The organism is Agrobacterium sp. MS2 (genome assembly GCF_003261015.1).
Lineage (GTDB): Bacteria > Pseudomonadota > Alphaproteobacteria > Rhizobiales > Rhizobiaceae > Agrobacterium > Agrobacterium pusense.
This window is the reverse complement of the sequence record NZ_QLNF01000028.1, coordinates 21846-45173: the sequence shown is the minus strand read 5'-3', so window position 1 is coordinate 45173 and position 23328 is coordinate 21846. Positions and strand designations below refer to the sequence as shown.

The 23328-nt window shown below is 59.0% G+C and carries 22 protein-coding genes; 13 read left to right on the top strand and 9 right to left on the bottom strand.

The window, feature by feature from the left end:
* The 5 genes from DOU54_RS28020 to DOU54_RS12660 form a co-directional block, all read right to left on the bottom strand.
* On the bottom strand, window positions 1-178 hold a 178-nt coding region (locus tag DOU54_RS28020), incomplete at its 3' end, for an NrdR family transcriptional regulator (RefSeq protein WP_502695966.1).
* 12 nt (window positions 179-190) lie between these two features.
* Entirely contained in the window at window positions 191-1480 is a 1290-nt protein-coding gene (glyA, locus tag DOU54_RS12680) for a serine hydroxymethyltransferase (protein WP_004441171.1), read from the bottom strand.
* Window positions 1481-1831: 351 nt separating this feature from the next.
* Window positions 1832-3163, bottom strand: a complete 1332-nt coding sequence (locus tag DOU54_RS12675; RefSeq protein WP_006700203.1) for a L,D-transpeptidase family protein — start codon at window positions 3161-3163, stop codon at window positions 1832-1834.
* Window positions 3164-3537: 374 nt separating this feature from the next.
* A complete protein-coding gene (gene ldtR, locus DOU54_RS12665) occupies window positions 3538-4047 on the bottom strand; it encodes a transcriptional regulator LdtR (RefSeq protein ID WP_026363448.1) in 510 nt (169 codons plus the stop codon).
* Between the two features lie 234 nt (window positions 4048-4281).
* The gene (locus DOU54_RS12660; protein ID WP_006700200.1) at window positions 4282-4719 is read right to left on the bottom strand and encodes a DUF6163 family protein; all 438 of its coding nucleotides are present in this window, start codon (window positions 4717-4719) and stop codon (window positions 4282-4284) included.
* Between the two features lie 174 nt (window positions 4720-4893).
* Here DOU54_RS12660 and hemB point away from each other — a divergent pair, with 174 nt between their 5' ends.
* From hemB to DOU54_RS12635, 5 genes are all read left to right on the top strand, one after another.
* On the top strand, window positions 4894-5907 hold the full coding sequence (hemB, locus tag DOU54_RS12655; protein ID WP_006700199.1) for a porphobilinogen synthase: 1014 nt from the start codon (window positions 4894-4896) through the stop codon (window positions 5905-5907).
* 95 nt (window positions 5908-6002) lie between these two features.
* Window positions 6003-6461 (top strand): RDD family protein, encoded by a 459-nt coding sequence (locus DOU54_RS12650; RefSeq protein ID WP_022555979.1) that lies wholly within the window; start codon window positions 6003-6005, stop codon window positions 6459-6461.
* 176 nt (window positions 6462-6637) lie between these two features.
* Window positions 6638-7396, top strand: coding sequence for an arginyltransferase (locus DOU54_RS12645; RefSeq protein WP_006700197.1), 759 nt, complete (start codon window positions 6638-6640; stop codon window positions 7394-7396).
* A 99-nt stretch (window positions 7397-7495) separates the two neighbouring features.
* Window positions 7496-7717, top strand: coding sequence for an AbrB/MazE/SpoVT family DNA-binding domain-containing protein (locus DOU54_RS12640; RefSeq protein WP_004441162.1), 222 nt, complete (start codon window positions 7496-7498; stop codon window positions 7715-7717).
* The gene (locus DOU54_RS12635; RefSeq protein ID WP_004441159.1) at window positions 7714-8103 is read left to right on the top strand and encodes a type II toxin-antitoxin system death-on-curing family toxin; all 390 of its coding nucleotides are present in this window, start codon (window positions 7714-7716) and stop codon (window positions 8101-8103) included. Before DOU54_RS12640 ends, DOU54_RS12635 begins: the two co-directional genes overlap by 4 nt.
* Window positions 8104-8169: 66 nt before the next feature.
* Here DOU54_RS12635 and parC read toward each other — a convergent pair whose 3' ends face one another.
* On the bottom strand, window positions 8170-10422 hold the full coding sequence (gene parC, locus DOU54_RS12630; RefSeq protein WP_113382580.1) for a DNA topoisomerase IV subunit A: 2253 nt from the start codon (window positions 10420-10422) through the stop codon (window positions 8170-8172).
* Between the two features lie 229 nt (window positions 10423-10651).
* Here parC and DOU54_RS12625 point away from each other — a divergent pair, with 229 nt between their 5' ends.
* A complete protein-coding gene (locus DOU54_RS12625) occupies window positions 10652-11842 on the top strand; it encodes an aq_1923 C-terminal domain (RefSeq protein ID WP_113382581.1) in 1191 nt (396 codons plus the stop codon).
* Window positions 11843-11992: 150 nt separating this feature from the next.
* Here the strand turns inward: DOU54_RS12625 and creD are convergent, their stop codons facing one another.
* From creD to aspS, 3 genes are all read right to left on the bottom strand, one after another.
* The gene (gene creD / locus DOU54_RS12620) at window positions 11993-13444 is read right to left on the bottom strand and encodes a cell envelope integrity protein CreD (protein WP_022555975.1); all 1452 of its coding nucleotides are present in this window, start codon (window positions 13442-13444) and stop codon (window positions 11993-11995) included.
* A 231-nt stretch (window positions 13445-13675) separates the two neighbouring features.
* Window positions 13676-14152, bottom strand: a complete 477-nt coding sequence (locus DOU54_RS12615; protein ID WP_022555974.1) for an FUSC family protein — start codon at window positions 14150-14152, stop codon at window positions 13676-13678.
* 2 nt (window positions 14153-14154) lie between these two features.
* Window positions 14155-15942, bottom strand: coding sequence for an aspartate--tRNA ligase (gene aspS, locus DOU54_RS12610; RefSeq protein WP_004441151.1), 1788 nt, complete (start codon window positions 15940-15942; stop codon window positions 14155-14157).
* 191 nt (window positions 15943-16133) lie between these two features.
* Between aspS and DOU54_RS12605 the strand changes: the two genes are divergently transcribed.
* The 7 genes from DOU54_RS12605 to DOU54_RS12575 all read left to right on the top strand — a co-directional run bounded on the left by DOU54_RS12605 (window position 16134) and on the right by DOU54_RS12575 (window position 23297).
* A complete protein-coding gene (locus DOU54_RS12605; RefSeq protein WP_113382582.1) occupies window positions 16134-17405 on the top strand; it encodes an MFS transporter in 1272 nt (423 codons plus the stop codon).
* A gap of 82 nt (window positions 17406-17487) precedes the next feature.
* The gene (gene rnd, locus DOU54_RS12600; protein ID WP_004441147.1) at window positions 17488-18648 is read left to right on the top strand and encodes a ribonuclease D; all 1161 of its coding nucleotides are present in this window, start codon (window positions 17488-17490) and stop codon (window positions 18646-18648) included.
* A gap of 329 nt (window positions 18649-18977) precedes the next feature.
* A complete protein-coding gene (locus DOU54_RS12595; protein WP_004441145.1) occupies window positions 18978-20006 on the top strand; it encodes an adenylate/guanylate cyclase domain-containing protein in 1029 nt (342 codons plus the stop codon).
* Window positions 20007-20149: 143 nt separating this feature from the next.
* Window positions 20150-21508 carry an esterase-like activity of phytase family protein gene (locus DOU54_RS12590; protein WP_004441143.1) on the top strand — a complete coding sequence of 453 codons (1359 nt, stop codon included), beginning with the start codon at window positions 20150-20152 and terminating at the stop codon, window positions 21506-21508.
* A gap of 136 nt (window positions 21509-21644) precedes the next feature.
* Window positions 21645-21992, top strand: a complete 348-nt coding sequence (locus tag DOU54_RS12585) for a YunG family protein (protein ID WP_113382583.1) — start codon at window positions 21645-21647, stop codon at window positions 21990-21992.
* 174 nt (window positions 21993-22166) lie between these two features.
* The gene (locus DOU54_RS12580; protein WP_113382584.1) at window positions 22167-22514 is read left to right on the top strand and encodes a hypothetical protein; all 348 of its coding nucleotides are present in this window, start codon (window positions 22167-22169) and stop codon (window positions 22512-22514) included.
* 150 nt (window positions 22515-22664) lie between these two features.
* The gene (locus tag DOU54_RS12575; RefSeq protein WP_113382585.1) at window positions 22665-23297 is read left to right on the top strand and encodes a DapH/DapD/GlmU-related protein; all 633 of its coding nucleotides are present in this window, start codon (window positions 22665-22667) and stop codon (window positions 23295-23297) included.
* The last annotated feature ends 31 nt before the right edge of the window (window positions 23298-23328 follow it).

Below are 23328 nucleotides of genomic sequence, written 5' to 3'. Positions count from 1 at the left end.
GAAGCTTGCGGCCGCTTTTCTTGATGACCATCAGCTCGCGCAGTTGCACGCGCTCATAGGTCGTAAAGCGGCCGCCGCAATCCGGGCAGATGCGCCGCCGCCGGATGGAGGTGTTGTCCTCCGCCGGACGCGAGTCCTTGACCTGTGTGTCTTCGGAACCGCAGAATGGGCAGCGCATCGTCTTCTTTCCTTACATGTACGGATACATCGGGAAACGGTCCGTCAGGCCGACGACCTTTTCACGCACCGCAGCCTCGACGGAGGCATTGCCTTCATCCGAATTGGCGACCTTCAAACCATCGAGAACCTCAACGATCAGCTTGCCGATTTCGCGGAATTCCGCTTCCTTGAAACCGCGCGTCGTGCCGGCCGGCGTGCCGAGACGGACACCAGAGGTAACGAAGGGCTTTTCCGGGTCGAAGGGAATGCCGTTCTTGTTGCAGGTGATGTAGGCGCGACCAAGTGCTGCCTCCGCACGCTTGCCGGTGGCGTTCTTCTTGCGAAGGTCGACCAGCATCAGGTGGTTGTCTGTGCCGCCGGAAACGACATCAAGACCGCCTTCAACCAGGGTTTCGGCCAGCGCCTTGGCGTTCTTCACGACCTGTGCGGCATAATCCTTGAACTCGGGCTTCAGCGCTTCACCGAAGGCAACAGCCTTGGCGGCGATGACGTGCATCAGCGGGCCGCCCTGCAGGCCGGGGAAGACGGCGGAGTTGAACTTCTTCGCCAGATCCTCGTCGTTGGTGAGGATCATGCCGCCACGCGGGCCGCGCAGGGACTTGTGCGTCGTCGTGGTCGCGACGTGGCAGTGCGGGAACGGCGACGGGTGCTGGTCACCAGCCACGAGACCGGCGATGTGAGCCATGTCGACCATGAGGTAAGCGCCGACTTCGTCAGCGATTTCGCGGAAGCGCTTCCAGTCCCAGACGCGCGAATAGGCGGTGCCGCCGGCGAGAATGAGCTTCGGCTTATGTTCCTTGGCCTTGCGCTCCACTTCGTCCATATCGAGCAGGTTATCGCCTTCGCGCACGCCGTAGGACACGACATTGAACCACTTGCCGGACATGTTGACCGGGGAACCATGCGTCAGGTGACCTCCCGAATTCAGATCGAGACCCATGAAGGTGTCGCCCGGCTGCAGCAGCGCGAGGAACACGGCCTGGTTCATCTGCGAGCCGGAATTCGGCTGAACGTTGGCGAAGTTGACGCCGAACAGCTTCTTGGCGCGTTCGATGGCGAGTTCTTCAGCAATGTCGACGAACTGGCAGCCGCCGTAATAACGCTTGCCCGGATAACCTTCCGCATATTTGTTCGTCATGATCGAACCCTGTGCTTCGAGCACGGCACGGGAAACGATGTTTTCCGAGGCAATCAGTTCGATCTCGTGGCGCTGGCGGCCCAGTTCCTTCTCGATCGCGCCGAAAATTTCCGGATCGACATCGGCAAGCGGACTGGAGAAGAAAGCATCTGTGTTCGACATGGTGAAGGCTCCTGAAACAGTAATGCGATGGCGTCTTAGCGCCCTGCCCGAACAAGAGCAATACGGAGAGCGAGATTTGCCCGTCAAACTGCGACGTCGCGACGAAAAGTGGCAGTTGTTTTCAGGAAAAGCAGAGCGCGACGGAAACTTAAAGGCGGCGCTGCGATGATGCGCGGCCAAGCCGCGCACCTGCGTCATCCTCGGGCTGGCCCCGAGGATCTGCAATGCTCTATTTTACGATAGGTGATTAGGTCCTCGGGACAAGCCCGAGGATGACGGCGGAGGGACTGGCCGGTTTCCGCGATCACCTCTCCCCTCGCTCACAATTCAAAGCTTATTGCAAAAGCCCGATCAGTTGCGCGGCAGCAGATCGTCGTCCACGGCACCGGCCGGCTGTTCCATGCCCGCCGTCGTGTTCAGCGCCAGTTCGGCATTGCCGTCCTTGCCGTAGATATCGTCGCGGAACTGAACCACGCCGTCCTTCGCCGACCATGCGGTGATGTAGACGAAGTAGACGGGCACTTCCTGTGCGAGCTTGATCGGCGTGTTGACGCGCGAGGCGATGACGCGTTCCATTTCCTGGCGCGACCAGCCGGGCGTGTCGCGCAGCAGCCATGACGTCAGGTCGCGCACGTTCTGCACGCGGACGCAACCGGAGGACTCGAAGCGCATCAGCTTGTTGAACAGGCCCTGCTGCGGCGTGTCGTGCATGTATTCGTTGTTCGGATTGTGGAAGTTGATCTTCGTCGAGGACATGGCGTTGATCTTGCCGGGGTCCTGGCGGAACATCAGGTTCGGCGCCTTCGGCGCGAACCAGTCCACCGTGGTAGGCGAGACTTCCTGTCCCTTGCCGTCGATGAGGCGGATGTTGTTCCGCTCCAGATAGGTCGGGTCCTTCTGCATCAGCGGCACGATGTCCTTTTCGACGATCGAGCGCGGTGCGGTCCAATAGGGGTTGAGGATGACCTCGTAAATCTTCGAATTGATAACGTGCGTCGGACGGCTGGCGCGGCCGACAACGGCAGTGTTGCGCAGCACGACGCGTTCGTTTTCAACGGCTTCAATGGCGGCGGCCGGAATGTTCACCATCAGGTGACGCTGTCCGAGATCGCCGGACATGGACTGGATGCGCACGAGGTTGGTCTGCAGCTGCGCGAGACGGATCTGCGCGGACACATTGAGAGCCTTGGTGGTATATTCGCCGCTGACGCCGTCAGCCGGAAGGCCATGACGGGCCTGGAAACGCTTCAGCGCGCCATCGACATAGGAGTCGAAGGCGCTGGAAATGCCGGCTTCACGCGGCAGGTCGCCCGATACCATCAGTCGCTGGCGCAGTGCCTGAACGGAGGGATCGGAGACGCCGATCTGCAGACGCTGCTGCGACGCCGGAACTTCCGGCCAGCCGCCATTCTGCACGATCTGCTGATATTGCATGATCGCCTGCTGCATATAGACGGGGGCTTCGCGGCCGAGGACCGGATTGTTGGAAACGACGCCCACAGCCGAACGCGACGTATTGGCGTCGAACTGGTCATCCCAGTTGCCGCGGCGCGAGGAACCCATGAGATCGTTAAACGCGTCCTGCGCCAAGGCCGGCGCAGCGAGCGCGGCGACACCAGCGGAAACGGCCGAGCGCAGAAGCGTGCGGCGCGATACGGAATTGGAAACGGATGTCTTTGTCATTCTACCTACCAGCCACTCTATTCGGCATTCTCTATAATGCCTAAATCAATATGATTAACAAACACGTACAACGTGCCTGCCGGCCTGGAATACTCGACACCCATCGCCTGGGCGCTATTGTCTGGCAGAACGGTCGGGACTTGCCGCGACAGCAGGAGAAACAGCCGGCTCCTCAAGCTTTGCGGGTCCCATATCAATATGGCCAATTCGTGTCACGGGCCATTTCTCACGAAGCTGTGTATGCCCCACAAAACAGGGTTCCTACGAGCTTTGCAGGTTGGGCTTGACATGAAGAAACGGCAGAGATGTAGCCGCCGAATCCGCAGGCCGGGAGCAAGAATGCCCCCGGCCTAAACAGTGAAACCGTCGCGGTATTACAGGCGGTAAGCGATCGAGTCGTTCCAGAAGCGATCGAGGCGCTGCAGCAGCTTGTTCATTTCGGAGAACTCGCCGGTGCCGATGCCGCCGACCTTTTCGATCGAGCCGACGTGGCGTTCATAAAGGCGGGCAACCGTTTCGGCGATTTCCTGGCCCTTTTCGGTCAGGCTGATGCGAACCGAGCGGCGATCGACGCGAGAGCGCTGGTGGTTGATGAGACCAAGGTCGACCAGCTTCTTGACGTTGTAGGAAACGTTCGAGCCGAGATAATAACCACGCGAACGAAGCTCGCCGGCGGTCAGTTCGGAATTGCCGATGTTGAACAGCAGCAGGGCCTGAACGGCGTTGACGTCATCGCGACCCTGGCGGTCGAACTCATCCTTGATGACATCGAGGAGACGGCGGTGGAGACGTTCCACCAGATGCAGCGACTCCATGTAGAGCGAGCGGATGGTATCTTCATGTGCATCGGCAACAACGGCCTGGGGCTTAACTTTGCTATTGATCATGACTGCCTCACTGTTTTGTTTGGCGGTGTGTTTGTTTGTCTCCCGCCTTGAGTGAGAACCTAATCAATGCGCATAAAATTCTACTTAAAAGCTACGATTAACAAATGGTTACCTGCATTTTGCCTGGAGGCCCCAACTTGTGGCGAAGCGGGAATGCCTGACAGGCGATCGTTATAAATCAATGGGTTAAATATGAAATTCGGCCGCAAATCAGGCCGAATTGCTTTATTCTTATGGTAAATCAATTCTTGCCCGTTCTTCATTCTGGCGCTGATCCAGCCAGAAAGCGACCAGGAATAGTATATAAATGGTTGCCACGAGACCGTGCATGACGGGCACCAGCGTGTTGGCGCCGAAGATGTGGGGCCACACCTTGTACATCGCGATCTGCGTGCCCGCGCCCATCACCCACATGACAGCGCCCCAGGAGGCGCCGAGCCAAAGGCCGAGGGCCGCGACCGGGAAAATGACGGCAAGCGCGCTGCCGGCCACACGCCAGGGCAGGTTCAGCATATCGAACCTGCCGTGACCGCCCAGAGAATAGCCCGTCAGCATTGCCCAATATTGCAGCCCGAACCAGAAACACGAAACCGCGACCAGCCTCATGAAGACCAGAAACAGGATTTCAGTGAGCGGGCGCTTCGGCAGAGGTTGAGAATCAGGTTCCATGGCCGGAAGATACGGTCTCGACGAACGGGCGACCAGCCCATATTGAATTCCGCCGCCTGCCTTGTCAAAGCATCATCGTCATTGCCGGACGGCAATGAGGGAAGATTGTCGCATTCGCATGCGCCGCGCTTCATGGTATGCAGCCTTCCAAATTTGATCGAAGGACATTCTGACATGCAGGACAAAACCCACCTGGTCGACGAGATCACCGGCCATCGCCGCATGCGTCGCAATCGCAAGGCGGATTGGACGCGCCGTCTGGTACAGGAAAGCCGCCTCACTGTGGACGACCTGATCTGGCCGGTCTTCATCGTCCCGGGCAGCAATATTCTGGAGCCCATTCCGGCGATGCCTGGCGTCAACCGCATGAGCGTCGACAGACTGGTCGAAGCGGCGAAGGAAGCCGCCGATCTCGGCATTCCGGCAATCGCCACCTTCCCGAATGTCGAGATGGAATTGCGGGACGAGACCGGCTCGAACGCGCTTGAGGCCAATAACCTCATCAATCAGGCGACTGCCGCCGTCAAGAAAGCCGTTCCCAATATTGGCATGATCACCGACGTGGCGCTCGACCCATTCACCAGCCACGGGCATGACGGCATTCTGCGCGGCAACGAGATCGTCAACGATGAGACCGTGGAACAGGTCGTCAAGGCGGCGATCCTGCAGGCGGAAGCCGGATCGGACATTATTTCTCCTTCTGAGATGATGGACGGCCGTATCGGCGCCATCCGCCGCGGCCTTGATGCGGCCGGGCACCAGAATGTCGGGATCATGGCCTATGCGACAAAGTTCTCATCCGGCTATTACGGCCCCTATCGCGAGGCGATTTCCACCGCCGGCCTGCTGAAGGGCGACAAGGCAAGCTATTACATCAGCCCTGCCAACGGCATGGAGGCCATCCGCGACGCGGCGCTCGATGTGGAAGAAGGCGCGGACATGCTGATGGTCAAGCCCGGCCTGCCCTATCTCGACATCTGCTGGCGGCTGAAGGAGAATTTCGGCCTGCCAACCTTTGCCTATCAGGTCTCCGGCGAATATACCCAGATCAAGGCTGCGGCGATGAACGGCTGGATCGACGGCGAGCGGGTGATGATGGAAACGCTTCTCTGTTTCAAGCGTGCGGGTTGCGACGGCATTCTGACTTATTTCGCCATCGAAGCCGCACGCAAACTCAACAGGGGCTAAGGCCAGCGCTTATTGTATTCGGTGGTTCCTTACCCATATTGTTGCTGACACGGCACTCATGCCGAGCTGTCAGTTCTTTCAGGAGAAAACGACCGATGAGCCTCGACCAGAACCCCACCTATGCCGCACCGGATGACTGGCGCGCCTATAGCGGCGTCCTGAGCCGGCGGGTCTTCGCGTTCCTGATCGATTATGCGATCGTTCTCCTCCTGTGCATCCCGGCCGCCGTGATTGTCTTCTTTCTTGGCGTGATCACGCTGGGTCTCGGCTTCTTCCTCTACCCGGCGCTGTTCGTCATTGTGGCGGTACTCTATTTCGGCATGACGCTCGGAGGCCCGTCGCAGGCCACCCCCGGTATGCGGGCGATGGGGATTGCGATGGCGCGCATGGATGGGCGGCGAATCGATTTCCTGCTGTCCACCGTTCACATCGTGCTTTTCTGGATCATCAACTCGGTTTTGACGCCGCTGATCCTGCTTGCCGGCCTGTTTACGGAGCGCTCGCGCCTCGTTCACGACTTCCTGCTCGGCACCGTCATCGTCAGAACACGCTAATATTACGGAAAGCCACGGAAACGTGGCTTTCACCCCGCCAAATACCTCATCCCGCAGTTGACGTTTTCCGTCATTTTGCCATTCTGTGACATTATGCATGTCGCTTGAAGCGCCGCCGTCAGCTCCGTGAATTCGCGGCGCGCTTTATAACAGACGCAGGAGGCGATCACGGTTCGATGAACACGCAGGCGACGCCCTCTCCACAATTCTATCTTACGGCGCCGGCCACCTGCCCCTATCTGCCGAACCAGATGGAGCGGAAGGTCTTCACCCATCTGGTTGGCCCGCGCGCCTCGGAAATGAACGACCTTCTGACCCAGGGCGGTTTCAGGCGCTCGCAGAACATCGCTTATCGTCCGGCCTGCGAAAACTGCCGCGCCTGCGTTTCCGTGCGGATCCTGACCGAGCAGTTTCAACCCACGAAATCGATGCGACGCGTTCTTGCCGCCAACAAGGATGTCGTCGCCACGGTGCATGCGGCCGAACCCTCCACCGAACAATTCGCCCTGTTTCGCCGCTACCTCGACCACCGCCACCAGTCTGGCGGCATGTCCGACATGTCGGCGCTGGATTATGCGATCATGGTGGAAGACACACATGTGAACACCCGCATCATCGAATACCGCGTCCGCGAGCCCGGCTCCGGCATCGATTCCAGCAAACGCGGCGAGCTTCTCGCCGTGGCGCTCAGCGACGTGATGAGCGACGGCCTGTCGATGGTCTATTCCTTCTTCAACCCGGAACTCGAGAAGCGCTCGCTTGGCACCTACATGATCATCGATCATATCACCCGCACCCACGCGCTCGGCCTGCCACACGTCTATCTCGGCTATTGGGTCGATGGCTCTGAAAAGATGGGCTATAAGACCCGCTACCACCCGCAGGAGCATCTGACGCCGCGCGGGTGGGAGGTTTATACGCCGGAAGATAAGTAACCCGCGTTTGGAAGTGTCATACCGAGAACCTCCGGAAATCGTACATTGTGTACGAATTTCAGCCATGTTATAACCACTGTTATAACAGGAGTTACTACCATGAACATTACGATCCGCAAAATCGGCAATTCCGAAGGCATCCTCATTCCGAAGGAAGTTCTGGATCGCATGGGTCTCAAGGCCGGCGACGCGCTGGAACTCAGAGAAACTGCCGGCAATATCGAACTCATTCCCGAGCATGCGGAAATGAGAGAACAGCTTGAAGCCGCCCGGCGTGGTATGAAAAAATACCATAAAGCTCTGAGAGAACTCGCTAAGTGAGCAATATAAAGTGGCTCTCCCGTGTCGCCATCGAAGTTATACATCAAGAGCAATTAGCCGAACATGGTGGCTTGCCGGGCCTTAAGGATGAAAACGCACTCGAGGCAGCTTTGGCGCGTCCATTGCACAAAGCTGCCTATGGAGAAGAGGAACCGCTGAAACTCGCCGCCGCTTATCTTTACGGTATAGCGCGCAACCATCCCTTTTCCGACGGTAACAAACGGACCGCTTTTCTTGCCGCCTACACCTTCCTTTTTATCAACCGACTTGAAGTCGTTGCCGAACAAGCGGAGATCGTGGCTTTTGTTCTTGATGTCGCGGCAGGTGAGATCGATGAGGACGGCGCATATCTGTTCCTCAAGGACCACGTCATCCCACTCGAATAGACAGAAACGCCGCACATCTTTCCGATGCGCGGCGCTTCATCGATAACCTGTCAATACCAGGCGGCTTTACCCACCAAATTTCCCGCTGCGGGGAAAGCCCTTCGGCACAGTGCGGCCTGCCGTTGCACGGTCGGCCAACCATTCGCGCAGTTCTTCACCAACCTTGGTGAAGATGCGCCCGGCCGTGTCGGACCAAGACAAGCCTTCGGCAAGCGCGAAACATTTCACATCCACGACGCCGCCATCCTTGTAACGCTGCAGGCGCACGCCCTTGCCACGTGACATTTCCGGAACCTGCGCCAGCGGGAACGCCAGGAGCTTCCGGTTTTCGCCGACGACAGCGACGTGGTCGCCGGTAACGGGAACCGCGAGCTTGGCCTCATCGGGCATGGATACGTTCATGATCTGCTTGCCCTTGCGGGTATTCGCGACCATTTCGCTTTCCGCAACGACGAAGCCGTTCCCGGCCGTCGAAACGAGCAGCAGCTTGCGCGACGGATCATGCACGAAGGCGGTGAGGACATCCTGATCGTTTTCCATATCGACCATGATGCGGATCGGCTCGCCATGGCCGCGTCCGCCCGGCAGCTTGTCGGCGCCGAGCGTATAGGCCTTACCGCCTGTCGTCAGCAGCAGCAGCTTGTCGGTCGTCTGCGCCGGGAAGGCAAGCTTTGGACCGTCGCCTTCCTTGAAGGTCAGGGTCGAGGTGTCGGACATGTGACCCTTCAGCGCCCGGATCCAGCCCTTCTGCGAGATAACGATGGTGACCGGTTCCTTCTCGATCATCGCCTGCTGAATGGCCTCGATATCGGCATCCGGAGCGTCGGCAAACTGCGTGCGACGGCGGCCGAGTTCGGTCGCCTTGGCATATTTCTTTTTGACCTCGCCGATTTCCCAGGCGATGGTTTGCCACTGTTTGTCATCAGAGGCGATCAGCGCTTCGATCTCGGCCTTCTCATTCGTCAGTTCGTCGAATTCCTTGCGGATTTCGAATTCCTCGAGCTTGCGCAGGTTGCGCAGCCGCATGTTGAGGATGGATTCGGCCTGCAGGTCCGTCAGCGACCATTTCGCCATCATCACCTGTTTCGGCTCATCCTCCTCGCGGATGATGCGGATCACCTCATCAAGATTAAGATAAGCGACGAGCAGGCCGCCCAGAATTTCCAGTCTGCGATCAATTGCCGCCAGACGATGGCGCGAGCGGCGGACCAGCACGTCCTTGCGGTGCGCCAGCCACTCCGTCAGCACCTCGTTCAGCGCCATCACCTTCGGCACCTTGCCGAGCGACAGCACGTTCATGTTGAGCGGCAGGCGGCTTTCAAGATCGGAGAGACGGAAGAGCGATTCCATCAACAGCGTCGCATCGACGGTGCGGCTCTTCGGCACCAGAACGATACGCACATCCTCGGCGGATTCGTCTCTGACATCTTCCAGAAGCGGCAGCTTGCGCGCGATCAGCAGTTCGGCGATCTTTTCGATCAGGCGTGATTTCTGCACCTGGAACGGAATTTCGGTAATGACGATCTGATAACCGCCGCGCCCGAGGTCTTCCGTCTCCCATTTGGCGCGCACGCGGAAACCGCCGCGGCCTGTCTTGTAGGCATCGAGAATATTCTCGCGGCTTTCAACGATCACGCCGCCGGTCGGCAGGTCGGGACCGGGAATGAATTCCACCAGCTTTTCAACGGTCGCATCGGGATGCTTGATGAGGTACAGCGCCGCGTCACACAGTTCATGCGCATTGTGCGGCGGGATCGACGTCGCCATGCCCACAGCGATGCCGGAAGCACCGTTCGCCAGCAGATTGGGGAAAGCGCCGGGCAATACCACGGGCTCGGAATTGGATTCGTCATAGGTGTCGCGGAAATCGACCGCGTCTTCCCCGATACCTTCCAGCAGAAGCTCGGCCACCGCCGTCATCTTGCTTTCGGTGTAACGCATGGCGGCGGGGCTATCACCGTCAATGTTACCGAAGTTGCCCTGCCCGTCGACCAGCGGATAACGCAGCGAGAAATCCTGCGCCAGACGCGCCAGCGCATCATAGATCGCCTGGTCGCCGTGGGGGTGGTAGTTACCCATCACCTCACCGACAATCTTGGCACATTTGCGGAAGGCGGAATTGGGTCTCAGGCCCATTTCGCTCATCGCATAAACAATGCGGCGATGGACCGGCTTCAGGCCATCGCGAACATCCGGCAGCGCACGATGCATGATCGTGGACAAGGCGTAAGCGAGGTAGCGCTCTTCGAGCGCTGCCTTCAAATCGACCGGATGAATATTATCGTCTCCGCCGGACGGAGGTACAAGATTTTTTCCCATGGTGCTTGACTAGCGGAAATGGCGATTCCCGGCAAGAAACACAGGGGTCGCGGCTGTGGATGAAACCAGCCCTTCCATGCGGTTTTTTGTTAACCGCGCTGCAAATGCCGCAATGCCGCCGTCATGGGAATCGATCTAAATACCCTAGACCTTTGATTATCAGCGAATATAAGTATCACCATTAGCATTAAGGCTCGGTTTGCAGCCGTACGTTGAGGGAAGAAACATCATGAGACTGAAATCCACCCGGCAGGTTCTTTTTGCGAGCGCCGCGCTTCTTGCCCTTTCCGCGCCGGCTTTCGCGCTGGATGGTGGGGATGTGCTGAAGAAGATCAATGCGGCCTATGCCGCGCAGGGCGGTCAAATTGATGCAGGCTCCGTCGCCGTCAACGGCTCGACGGTCACGCTGAACGACGTGACCCTCAGTGCCGCTGCCGACCCGGCCAAGAAAATCCCGGTTGGCAATATCACGCTTGATGGCGTCGAGGAAAACAACGGCGGCTACAAGATCAAGAACGCCCGCTTCGACAATATCGACTACAAGCAGGACAAGGTCGAGATCAAGGCCAGCGACATCTACCTGTCCGGCCTTGTCATCCCCGCTGATGCCACCACCGGCACGGTCGATGCGCTGATGTTCTACGACGAAGCCCATAGCGGCCCGATTTCCGTGTCCGTCGACGGGAAGCAGGCTTTCTCGCTCGAGGAAACCAGTGCGACGATGTCGGTCAGCGACGACAAGAACTCGATCGGCTTTGACCTCGACGCCTCCGGCTTCAAGGCCGACCTCAGCGACGTCACCGACCCCGCCACCAAGGATGCAATCGAAAAACTGAAGCTGCAGGCGCTTTCCGGCGACATGACCATGAGCGGCAGCTGGGAAGTGGCTTCCGGGACTGTCGATGTCGAGGAATACGCGATCGACCTCGATGATGTCGGCCGCCTGAACATGTCGTTCGGTTTCTCCGGCTACACGCTCGCCTTCATCAAGTCGATGCAGGAAACGGTGAAGGCGCAGGCTGCCAACCCGAACAAGGAACAGGCAGACCAGGCCGCGAGCCTTGCCATGCTCGGCCTGATGCAGCAACTCTCCTTCGTCAACGCCGAGATCAGCTTCGAAGACGCCAGCATCACCAAGCGCGCGATCGATTATGCGGCGAGCCAGCAGGGTATGACGGGCGACCAGCTTGCACAGACCATCAAGGGCATGGCGCCGATCATGATGGCCTCGCTCAACGTTCCCGAATTGCAGAACATGGTGTCGGCGGCGATCAACACCTATATCGACGATCCGAAGAACTTCTCGATCACGGCAGCGCCGGAAAAGCCGGTCCCTTTCCCCATGATCATGGGCGCTGCCATGGGCGCGCCGAACACCTTGCCGAAAATGCTCGGCGTCACGGTGACGGCAAACGAATAAGACGAAAGAGCCCCGGTCCATTGCACCGGGGCTTTCCTTTTGTGCTCAATTAACATCCGGGAATGTCGTCAGCTCCCGATAACTTATCTCACGATCAACGCCAAAAGCGGATCGCAGCTTGCGTCCCGCTTTTGGGGGCGGCAGTGGCGCTCAGGCCGTTTCGCCCTGTGCGATTATCCTGCCCTCACCTGCAGTGCCCGCTCCCGACCAGTCAACGCGGCGCGTCGCAAACATTGTGGCGGCTATGGCGATGAACGAGATTACCGCGCCGGCCAACAGCGCATATTCATCTTCATTCAGCACCAAATACATGACGCTGTAGGCGAGTGAGAGCACGCCGAACAGGGCAATGCCGTTCCTTCGGCTACGGGTTGCGCTGCCGAGATAAAAGGAGATCAGGACCGCTTTTGAAAGTGCGGCGGCGACATAAGCAATGGTGAATCCCGTGTGCTCCGAAAGCGCCAGGAGAAGTACATAAAAAACGATCAGCGCCAGCCCTGTCAGCACATATTGTAGCCAGTGCACGATGGTGCCGCCCTTGAGTTCGACGATAAAGACGGCAAGGAAAACGAGAGAGATGAACCCGATCGAATATTTCAGTGTCCGCGCGATGATCTGGTAAAATTTCACTGGCTCTACGAGATTGATTGTCATCAGACTGTTGGAGAGCGGCAATCGCGGGCCTTCAACAACCCGATCCAAGCCCCGTGCGAGATACGGAATGGTCCAACTGGCACTGAACTCCGTGGCGGTGATCGTTTTTTCCTCCGGCAAAAACAGGCCTTCGAAACCCGGATGTGGCCAATTGGCTTTTGCGGCAAAACTCGTCGTCTGACCTGCCGGCGCGACGGCGAAACTGCCCGACCCGTTCAGCGAAAAGGCGATATCGAAGGCAAAGCCGGTTTCAATGAGGCTTCTGTCAATCTGCCTATGCACTCCGGCATCGGACATCATTCGCGCCTGCGGGTCGTCATGCGTTGCCGTTGCGGACATGTCCCGCATGCCGGGATCAAATGGCAGAACGGGCCCGCCGTCTATCCGGACGCCTGCGCTGGACCGGATGCCTGTCATGTCAGCGATATTGAGAACCAGGACGGCGTTGTCGAGACGGGGCGTGCCAGCAAAACGGGCGAGATCCGTCAGGATGCCGGAACCAAAGCGACCGGCAAGCGCGAGATCGCCTTTATAAACGGGCAAGCTATAGATCGACAGCTGCTTTTCCTCGGTCTTGAGATCAGCCGTGACCTTTAGTGTTTCCGGCATGACAAGCACCCATTCCGTCACACGATCAACGACGCTTTGGCCATTGACCTCGCGGCGGCGTTCCACATCGAAGGGCACGGCAAGATAAGGTCCATTCACCACCTGATCGCCACCCCATCCATGGGCGATCCGTCCGGATACCTCTTGTGCACGCGAGGCGCGTTCTTCCGTCAATGCCCAGACCAGCAGGAGCGGCACCAGCAAGACCATCGAAATGAAGCCGATCATGACAAATTTCGCGCCCGGCGAGCGCAGCCCGGCCGCGAAATGAGTGCGGTGCGTGGCCGGATGCACATGCCCGGCCGCGATGGCAGGGTCTTTTTCCGTTTGATGAACCATTCTGAAATCCTTACCAATATTATCGCGCGAACCGGATTCAACGTTCGGTCGGCGCCGTCCCAAGTTTAAAATCTGCGTTAGACTTGCATCCCCCTGGTGGACGCAGGGCTATACTGGGATCGGATTTCGGCTGATTATGTGCGGAAGTGGGTTCGACTCGCGGTAAAATTGTGTCTTTGCCGCGTTCGCGAGAAAAAAGACGGAAAATTCCTCATCCACCAGTGGTGACGGCTAGAGTTTCAGCCGTTCGCGAAAGAAGACCAGCGCTACGGTGACACCGGTCGCGACACCCACGATCACGTCGATGAAGCGGACAAGGCCGGCAACCTGCGGCCCCATGAGGAGCACGAGCATGGCGGAAGCACCAGCCTGTATCGGCACGACCGGCGGCAGGCCGAACATGGAGGCGAGGATCATGGCGATGAAGGTCGCCGAGGCCAGCCTGATTTCGGCGAAATCATGCGGGACCAGGAGGGCTATTTCCCCGACGAGAATGCCGACGGTGACGCCCACCATCAAGCCGAGGCCCTGACGAACATGGCTTGGAATTCCCGGCGCCAGACAGATGAGCGCGCTGATCGCCGCGAAGACGGGTTGCGGGTGGCCTAGCCAGCGATGCGCGACCCAGAACGCAAAAGCGGCCGCAAGTGCGGCCGCCAATGCACGGGTGAAGGCTGCGCGAACACGGTCGAGCAGCGTCTTCAACACGATCAGTCTTTCTTGGATGGAACGACGCGCAGCGCCAGTTCGCGAAGCTGCGTCGGCGTTGCCGGCGACGGCGCGTTCATCAGGAGGTCCTGCGCCTGCTGGTTCATCGGGAACAGCGTGATTTCGCGCAGGTTCTTCGCACCGACCAGCAGCATGACCACACGGTCGATACCGAAAGCGCAACCGCCATGCGGAGGCGCGCCATACTGGAAGGCGCGGTAGAGACCGCCGAAGCGCTCTTCAACGTCGGTCTGCGACAGGCCAACCTTTTCGAAAGCCTTGACCATCAACTCGGGCGACTGGTTACGGATCGAACCGGAGGCGATTTCGAAGCCGTTGCAGACGGCGTCATACTGGAAGGCCTTGATGGAGAGCGGGTCCTGCCCTTCCAGCGCTTCCAGACCACCCTGCGGCATGGAGAAGGGGTTGTGGGCGAAGTCGATCTTCTTTTCTTCTTCGTTGTATTCGAAGAAGGGGAAGTCGACGATCCAGCACATTTCGAAGCGGTCGCGATCGATCAGGTTCAGTTCATCGGCAGCGCGGGTGCGCGCCTCACCGGCAAACTTGTAGAACTTGGCGGGATCACCGGCGACGAAGAAGCAGGCATCACCTGCCTCGAGGCCGAGCTGCTGACGCAAGGCCTCGGTGCGTTCCTCGCCAATGTTCTTGGCGAGCGGGCCAGAGCCGCCGACCTTGCCGTCTTCTTCCTTCCAGAAGATGTAACCGAGGCCGGGCTGACCCTGAGACTGCGCCCAGGCGTTCATGCGGTCGCAGAATGCGCGCGAACCGCCGGTCTTGGCCGGAATTGCCCAGACCTGAACCTTCGGGTTGGAGGCGATCATGTTCGCGAAGACCTTGAAACCCGAACCATCGAAATGCTCGGTCACGGCCTGCATGACGATCGGGTTGCGCAGGTCCGGCTTGTCGGAGCCGTATTTGCGGATCGCTTCATCATAGGGAATGCGCGGCCACTCTTTGGTGACAGGCTTGCCTTCGGCAAACTTTTCGAAGACGGCAGTCATCATCGGCTCCATCGTGGTCCAGACATCTTCCTGGGTCACGAAGCTCATTTCGACGTCGAGCTGGTAGAATTCGCCCGGCAGGCGGTCGGCGCGCGGGTCTTCATCGCGGAAGCACGGCGCGATCTGGAAGTAACGGTCGAAACCCGCCACCATCAGAAGCTGCTTGTACTGCTGCGGCGCCTGCGGCAGCGCGAAGAACTTGCCCTCATGAATACGCGACGGCACGAGGAAGTCGCGTGCACCTTCCGGCGAGGAGGCCGTGAGGATCGGCGTCGTATATTCGGCAAAGCCGGCATCGGCCATGCCGGTGCGCATGGCGGAGATGATCTGCGTGCGCTTGACAATGTTCTTGTGCAGCGTTTCGCGGCGCAGGTCGAGGAAGCGGTACTTCAGGCGAACGTCTTCCGGATAGTCAGGCTCACCGAAGACCGGCAGCGGCAGTTCCTTGGCGACGCCGAGAACCTCGATCTCCTGAGCGTAAAGTTCGATCTCGCCGGTCGCCATGCCCTTGTTGACGGTGTCTTCCGAACGCGCCTTGACGAGGCCGTCGATGCGGATGACCCATTCGCCGCGCACGGTTTCCGCAACCTTGAAAGCCGGGCTGTCGGGATCGGCAACCACCTGGGTGATGCCGTAATGGTCGCGAAGGTCGATGAAGAGAACGCCGCCATGATCTCGCACGCGATGAACCCAACCGGAAAGGCGAACGGTTTCGCCGACGTCGGACTTGCGGAGAGCGGCACAGGTGTGGCTGCGGTAACGATGCATTTTTTTATCCTGGAACGTGTCGTGGGCCCGTTGGAGGCCAGATGGGCGGCACTGTCGAAATTTGCCGGAAAAGCGCATGGCCAGCCTGATTTGTCAAGGCAAAGCGCAACAATGTCGCCTTCAGCCTGTCCTTTCCCCCGCCTTGGCTTTAGATAGTGCATATTCAGCCCGCCAAACCGAGTCGGCCCGCAATGAGCCAGATCAGACCCCTCATCCCGCTTCTCGTCACCGCCGGCATCCTGATCGGCGGCAACGGCCTGCAGGGAACCTATATTGCCCTGCGCGGCATCTCCGAAGGTTTTTCCGCCAGCACCATCGGCGTCATCAGCGCCGCCTACAGCATCGGATTCGCACTCGGCTGCATTTCGGTGACGCGGCTTCTGCGAAAGATCGGCCATATCAGAACATTTGCCACCATGGCAGCGGTCGCCTCGGCCGCTTCCATCGCCATGCCGCTCATCATCCACCCGCTATTCTGGATGCTGATGCGTTTCGTCATCGGCATTGCCGTCGCCTGTCTTTTTGCGGCCATCGAAAGCTGGATCAATGCCCAGGTGACGAATTCCAATCGCGCGCGCACGCTTTCCATCTATCGTTTCGTCGATCTCGGCTCCGTGACGCTGGCGCAATATGTCATTGCCGTGATGGGTGTCGAAGGCCCGGTGGTGTTTTCGCTGATCGCGATAGCGCTCGTGCTGTCTCTGGTGCCGATCTCGCTTGCCGACAAATCCAACCCTGCCCCGCCGAAGCAGATTCCCTTCGACCTTTTCGCCGTCTGGCGCATTTCCCCGCTTGCCGTCGTCGGTTGCGTGGCAGTCGGCCTCAGCATGGCGGCCTTCCGCAACATTGGCCCGATCTATGCCGAACAGATCGGCTTTTCCGTTACCGCCATCGCCACCTTCATGAGTGCGGGCATTATTGGCGGTGTGGTGCTGCAATATCCGCTTGGCGTTTATTCCGACCGTTATGACCGGCGCATCATCATTCTCGCCACCACGGCCGCCTCTGTCATCGTCGGGCTGTTTCTCGCTTTCTTCGCCGGCACGGACGAGTGGAGCAATATCATCGGCGTCTTCATCTTCGGCGCCTTCGCCCTGCCGCTTTATTCGCTGAGTTCGGCGCATGGCAACGACCACGCCAGGGAAGGCGAACATGCGATGATGTCAGCCGGACTGCTGTTCTTCTGGTCGGTGGGCGCAACCGTGGGGCCGCTTCTCGCCTCCGTCCTGATCGATCAGTTCGGTCCGAAGGCGCTGTTCAGCTATACCGCCGCGATCCAGATCGTTTTCATCGCCTACACCATATATCGGCTGCAGGTGCGCGAGGGCGTTCCGCTTGAGGAGAGGAACTGGCGGTTCAGTTCGCTGTTGCGCACCTCGGCCTATTTCCAGAAGCTCGCCGCACCCACACCACCTAAAAAGAATGGGTCGGAGCCCAATCCGCCGGAGAAAAACGATCGTTAGGCCTTCAAAAACGGGCTTTGTATTGACATGCGCCCGGCAAAGGGAAAGTAAGACGGATAATTTTCACGAGTGGCCATTTGCAATGATTGAAACGACTGCCGCCCTCGCCGAGGCCTGCACGGAACTGGCGAAATCGGAATTCATCACCATCGACACCGAATTTTTGCGGGAAACCACCTTCTGGCCGGAACTCTGCCTCGTGCAGATGGCAAGCCCGACTCTCGAGGTGCTGGTCGATCCGCTGGCGAAGGGCCTCGATCTTACGCCGCTTTTCGAGTTGATGGCCAATCCCGACGTCGTGAAGGTTTTCCACGCGGCGCGACAGGACATCGAAATCATCTACCATCTCGGCGGGCTTATTCCGCATCCGATCTTCGACACGCAGGTCGCCGCCATGGTCTGCGGTTTCGGCGATTCGATCTCCTACGACCAGCTGGTTCAGAAGATCAAAAACGTGCAGATCGACAAATCCTCCCGTTTCACCGACTGGAGCCGCCGCCCGCTGACCGAAAAGCAGCTGGATTACGCGCTGGCCGACGTGACCCATCTGCGGGATGTCTATCTCTCGCTGAAAGCCCAGCTCGAGCGCGAAGGCCGCTCGCTGTGGCTGACCGAAGAGATGGATATTCTCGAGTCTCGCGACACCTATGACATGCATCCCGACGATGCCTGGCTGCGGCTGAAATCGCGCCTGCGCAAGCCGACCGAGCTTGCCATCCTCAAATTCGTCGCCGCCTGGCGCGAGCGGGAGGCGCGCTCCCGCAACGTGCCTCGCTCGCGCGTGCTGAAAGACGATGCGATCTTCGAAATCGCCCAGCAGCAGCCAAAGGATGCCGAGGCGCTGTCGCGGCTTCGCACCATTCCCAAGGGCTGGGAACGCTCCGCGTCCGGCAACGCCATCGTCGAGACGGTGAATGCGGCGCTGGCGCTGCCGAAAGAAGAAATGCCGAAGGCACCGCGTCACAGCCACGCGCCGGAAGGTTCGGGCGCTGCCGTGGAACTCTTGAAGGTTCTGCTGAAGCTGACAGCTGACAAGCACGGCGTCGCCGCCAAGGTCATCGCCAATAGCGACGATCTGGACAAGATCGCCGCCGAGGGCGAAAAGGCAACGGTGGCAGCACTGACCGGTTGGCGGCGGGAGCTTTTCGGCAATGTGGCGCTGAAGCTCATCAATGGTGAGGTCGCCCTGCGTTTTGCCGGCAAGAAGGTCGAGGCTGTAGAGGTTGCGGCGAACGAGTCGTAACGCTCGCTCTTTCCGCGACCTTCTCATACCGCGTGTCGCCTCATTCGCTAGCGCTGCATCTGAATGGCGCTGGCCGAACACCCGAATCGCCCGACAGCGCGTCGGGCGACAAAATCGGTGAAGCCATCGAATACACAATATAAACTTAGGCGGGGTGCGGGCCCCGTCCGTTGCGGCAACCGGGCAACAGGCTTTCCGATCCTTTATGCAACCTTACCGATTGCTCACTTTTTCCAGCGCTTTTTCCACATTAATGTCGCATATGACCTGAACAGAAGCTTTGCCCGCAAGGAGCGACGGGCCTGCCCTTCCCGAGATCAAGAATCGACATGAGAAAATTGCTGCCCATTCTGGATTACGTGGTGCTCTTCGTTGCCGTGGCCGGCAGCGGCGTGGCCTACGCCTTCCTGGAATATGGCGGTGGCGCGCTCATCGGCGCGACCTATGCGCTGTTTGCCTGCGCGCCAATCCTCGCCTTCGAGCGCGGTTACATCATGCCCGGCCTGTCGCGGCAGGTCAGCGCCCTGCCGACACCGGTTTACATTGCCGTCGGTCTTGTCATCTATGCTGTTCTCGTCTTCTGCGGGTTCGGGCTGGGCGGCACGATCCTGTGGCTGAGTGGCATCTTTCCCGGCACCTGGAAACGCGCCGTTCATGCCGAAGTACAGACGCTGGTCTTCACGCTCATCGTCTGCGGCATCATCGTCTTCATCATGCGCGTGCGTGAACTTCTTGGCCGCGATATCTTCATCGACCTCATTCTCGGGCGTTATCGCAGACCGGTGAGCGAAGACCGTGTCTTCATCTTCATCGACCTTGTCGGCTCCACCTCCTTCGCAGAAACCCATGGCGACCTGAAGGCACAGGAGTTTCTCGGCGAAATCTTCGCGAGCTATGCCGCACCGGTCAGGAAACACGGCGGCGTCATCGACGATTACATCGGCGACGCCGCGATCATCACCTGGCCATACCATAGGGCGATACGGCGCGCCGCCTGCGTGCGCTGCGTTTTCGATATTCAGGCGACCATCGAGGAAAAGCGCGACATGTGGCTTTCCCGCTTTGGTGAAGTGCCGCGCCTGCGCTTCGCCATTCATGGCGGACCTGTCATCACTGCGGAAATCGGCGTTGACCATCACAAGATCACCTATTTCGGCGATACGGTGAACACGACCTCCAGACTCGAATCGCTGAGCAAGATGCTTGGCCACCCCGTGCTGATTTCCGCCGACCTCGCCCATCAGCTGGTGCTGCCCAAGGGCGTGCGCAGCGAATATCTCGGCGAGCACGCGGTCAAGGGCCGTGGTCAGACGCTCGGTGTCTGCACGCTCAGCCAGTATCAGGCCCCCGCCGCTTAGGGCGAAGCAACGTCGCCGTCACCTTTGCCAGCGGCCGCCGTCATCAAAATTCATCAAAGCTTCAAACGGCAATCACCTCTCTGTCATGTGCTGCCCCTATCGCGTCAATCCTGTCTTCAACAGGTACTGAGAGGGGTCTCAACATGAAGCACGTTCTTTTCGCCTCTTGCGCGGTTCTCGCGCTCGCTTCCGCATCGCAGGCAGCGGAAAAGGAGTTTCCGGCAAAGCTGGTTTCACATGCCATTCTGCCGGCCAACACCATCATCGCCGCGCCTGCCGATGCGCCGGCACATCTCAAGACCTCCGCCAAGTTCACCACAGCCGACCGCAAGCGCGCCGAAGGCCTCGGCACCGTGCCCGGCAAGGACGGCGTGCGCCTGACGGGCCTTTCCATGCCGTTCAACGGCCAGCCCATGCAGGGCTTTTCCGGCATCAAGGCCATGCCGGACGGCAGCTTCTGGAGCCTTTCCGACAACGGTTTCGGCTCCAAGCTCAATTCGAGCGACGCCATGCTGATGCTTCACCATCTGAAGTTCGACTGGGAAGCCGGCAAGGTCAATGCGCTTGAAACTGTGTTTCTCTCCGACCCCGACATGAAATCGCCCTTCCCCATCGTTCTGGAAGGCACGGAAAAGCGCTACCTGACGGGCGCCGATTTCGATGTCGAATCCATTCAGCCTGTTGCCGACGGTTTCTGGGTGGGTGAGGAATTCGGTCCTTACATCCTGAAATTCACCCGCGACGGCAAGCTGACCGATGTGATCTCCACCAAGGCCGGTGATATCGAGGTGAAGTCTCCCGACCATCCGGCTCTCGCACTGCCTGGCAACCCGACTCAGAAAATGCCCGCTTTCAACCTGAAACGCTCCGGCGGTTATGAAGGCATGGCGCTCTCCAAGGACGGCTCAAAGCTCTACGGCCTTCTCGAAGGACCGCTTTATATGGCGGACGGGCAGGTAGAAAAGACCGAAGACGGCGCGACCGCGCTGCGCATCATCGAACTGGACACCGCCAGGAAAGAGTGGACCGGTCGCAGCTGGCTTTATCCGCTGGCGGAAGGCGGCGAGGCGATCGGTGACTTCAACATGCTGGACGAGACCACTGCCCTCGTCATCGAACGCGACAACGGCGCCGGCACGGCCGACAAGGCCTGCGCCGACCCGAAGGCTCCCACTGCGGACTGCTTCGCCCGCCCAGCCAAGGTCAAGCGCATCTACAAGATCGAATTCAACGACGCCAATGTCGGCAAGGCCGCCCGCAAGATCGGCTATATCGACCTGATGAAGATCTCCGACCCTGATAACAAGAAGCGCCAGGGCGGCGGCAACGGTTTCTACGACATGCCTTTCGTCACCATCGAGAATGTCGACCGCGTCGATGCCACGCATATCATCGTCGGCAATGACAACAACCTGCCTTTCTCTGCCGGGCGGGCGCTGGACAAGGCTGATGACAACGAATTCGTTCTGCTTGAGGTCAAGGACCTGCTCGAGGCGAAATAAGACCGAAGCTGTTGCCAATCGCTTTGGCAGCGGCGAATGACCCGACGGAGCGCCCGGTAGACCAATATCTGCATGGCGCTCCGTTCCGATTCGCCATACTTCAACGGAAACATGCTTGCGGAAAAGAAGACATTTCATGCAGGACCATGCAGAGAGACTTTATTACGCCCTGAAGAAAAGCTGGTCGGGTGAGACCAGCAACCTCTGGTCACGCGACAACCCCGCAAAAGGGCAAGGCAGCGTCACCGCACTGGTGGTACAGGACATCTTCGGCGGCGAGCTCGCCAAGACCGCTGTCAGCGGTGCCGAGCATTTCTATAATATCGTCGAAGGCACCCGCTGGGATTTCACCTTCAGCCAATTCGATATTCCGGTCGGTTATCAGGACCGGCTCGCCAGCCGCACGGAAGCCATGGCGACGATAACGCCGCTGCAATATGCCTATCTCAGCGCCTGCATCCGCAAGGCGCTGGGGCACGGCTGAGCCGGTTGCAAAGCAGTGCCGGCCCATTGCCGTTTTGATCCATGTGTCCCGGCATGGTGGCGAGCCATCGCGCCATGTTTCAGGACCACGATTTCAATCTTTCCCGTAAAGCGGACACAATCCATGCGATAATATCGCTCAACGACATGGTTGTGCCGACAGGAGAGGTATTCGATGAGCGAGAGTTGCCCGGTCCTGACACCGGCTGAGCGGCAAATTCAGGACATATTGCAGCGCAAGGAAGCGGCGATGATGGCCGCCATTCACGCAGCGCTTGAGCGCGCCAGCAAAGAGGTTTCCGAGGCATTCCAGGCCGCCGATTCAGACATGCAGCCCCCACCCCGCGATTATTTTACCGCTGTCGCTCATCAGCAGCTCTTCTTGCTGTTATGCGGTGCCGACCCGGAAACATTCGAGGGTGGAGACCCTGACATCGCCGGTCATATCATTCGGAACGCGCAGAACATAACCGAGCACTACTGGAAGAAAAACGACATTGCGGCTAAAGTCACCGATAGGTGATACCCCTCCAAGAAAGGAGGTGTTGCGCGAAGCAATAGGTTTGATCCCCATTTGTGAGGAGATGCTGGTCACGACCACACTGCTTCGCCATTCCGCGTCACAGGCCCTTCATCATTCCCGGTTAAGCAGGCGCAAAATCCGGAGACTGGAATGGACCCCACCGCACAGATCAAACGCCCGAAGCTCGCAGAGACCGTCATTCACGCGACGGCGAGCGTAAGAGATTCGAGTATCGGCAGATGCTGCGAAATTCTGGCTGATACCTCGTTGCACAATGTCGAACTCGGGAATTACTCCTATCTCGGTCCCCGCTGCATGGTGGGGGATGCGATCATCGGCAAGTTCTGCGCCATCGCCGCGGAGGTCAGGATAGGCGCTCCCAACCATCCGATGGACCGGCCATCCATGCACCGTTTCAGCTACTGCCCTGAATATTACTCGGTCGATGCAGTGCGCGACGAGGCCTTTTTTGCGCAGCGGAAGCAGGATCGCGCCGTTATCGGTCACGATGTCTGGATCGGGCACGGGGTCATCGTCCTGCCGGGCGTCAAGGTGGGAGACGGCGCGGTGCTGGCCGCCGGCGCCGTGGTAACCAGGGACGTGCCGCCCTATACCATCGTCGGCGGCGTACCCGCAAAAATCATTCGCGAGCGCTTTTCACGATCGATTGCGCAGAAGCTTACCGCTATTGCCTGGTGGGACTGGCCCTTCGAGACGATCATGGCGCGGCTTGGCGACTTTCAGTCAAACGATATCGAAGCGTTCTGCGAGCGCTGGTCCTAGCACGGGGCCAATGTCGTTTCTGTCGTGAACG

What these genes read in the sequence shown, in the direction of transcription:
- creD (WP_022555975.1), bottom strand. Translation starts at nt 13,444, where the DNA reads ATGGTTCATCAAACGGAAAAAGACCCTGCCATCGCGGCCGGGCATGTG.
- DOU54_RS12585 (WP_113382583.1), top strand. Translation starts at nt 21,645, where the DNA reads ATGCAGGACCATGCAGAGAGACTTTATTACGCCCTGAAGAAAAGCTGG.
- DOU54_RS12605 (WP_113382582.1), top strand. Translation starts at nt 16,134, where the DNA reads ATGAGCCAGATCAGACCCCTCATCCCGCTTCTCGTCACCGCCGGCATC.
- rnd (WP_004441147.1), top strand. Translation starts at nt 17,488, where the DNA reads ATGATTGAAACGACTGCCGCCCTCGCCGAGGCCTGCACGGAACTGGCG.
- hemB (WP_006700199.1), top strand. Translation starts at nt 4,894, where the DNA reads ATGCAGGACAAAACCCACCTGGTCGACGAGATCACCGGCCATCGCCGC.
- aspS (WP_004441151.1), bottom strand. Translation starts at nt 15,942, where the DNA reads ATGCATCGTTACCGCAGCCACACCTGTGCCGCTCTCCGCAAGTCCGAC.
- DOU54_RS12595 (WP_004441145.1), top strand. Translation starts at nt 18,978, where the DNA reads ATGAGAAAATTGCTGCCCATTCTGGATTACGTGGTGCTCTTCGTTGCC.
- DOU54_RS12660 (WP_006700200.1), bottom strand. Translation starts at nt 4,719, where the DNA reads ATGGAACCTGATTCTCAACCTCTGCCGAAGCGCCCGCTCACTGAAATC.
- glyA (WP_004441171.1), bottom strand. Translation starts at nt 1,480, where the DNA reads ATGTCGAACACAGATGCTTTCTTCTCCAGTCCGCTTGCCGATGTCGAT.
- DOU54_RS12590 (WP_004441143.1), top strand. Translation starts at nt 20,150, where the DNA reads ATGAAGCACGTTCTTTTCGCCTCTTGCGCGGTTCTCGCGCTCGCTTCC.
- DOU54_RS12675 (WP_006700203.1), bottom strand. Translation starts at nt 3,163, where the DNA reads ATGACAAAGACATCCGTTTCCAATTCCGTATCGCGCCGCACGCTTCTG.
- DOU54_RS12640 (WP_004441162.1), top strand. Translation starts at nt 7,496, where the DNA reads ATGAACATTACGATCCGCAAAATCGGCAATTCCGAAGGCATCCTCATT.
- DOU54_RS12650 (WP_022555979.1), top strand. Translation starts at nt 6,003, where the DNA reads ATGAGCCTCGACCAGAACCCCACCTATGCCGCACCGGATGACTGGCGC.
- DOU54_RS12580 (WP_113382584.1), top strand. Translation starts at nt 22,167, where the DNA reads ATGAGCGAGAGTTGCCCGGTCCTGACACCGGCTGAGCGGCAAATTCAG.
- parC (WP_113382580.1), bottom strand. Translation starts at nt 10,422, where the DNA reads ATGGGAAAAAATCTTGTACCTCCGTCCGGCGGAGACGATAATATTCAT.
- DOU54_RS12645 (WP_006700197.1), top strand. Translation starts at nt 6,638, where the DNA reads ATGAACACGCAGGCGACGCCCTCTCCACAATTCTATCTTACGGCGCCG.
- DOU54_RS12625 (WP_113382581.1), top strand. Translation starts at nt 10,652, where the DNA reads ATGAGACTGAAATCCACCCGGCAGGTTCTTTTTGCGAGCGCCGCGCTT.
- DOU54_RS12575 (WP_113382585.1), top strand. Translation starts at nt 22,665, where the DNA reads ATGGACCCCACCGCACAGATCAAACGCCCGAAGCTCGCAGAGACCGTC.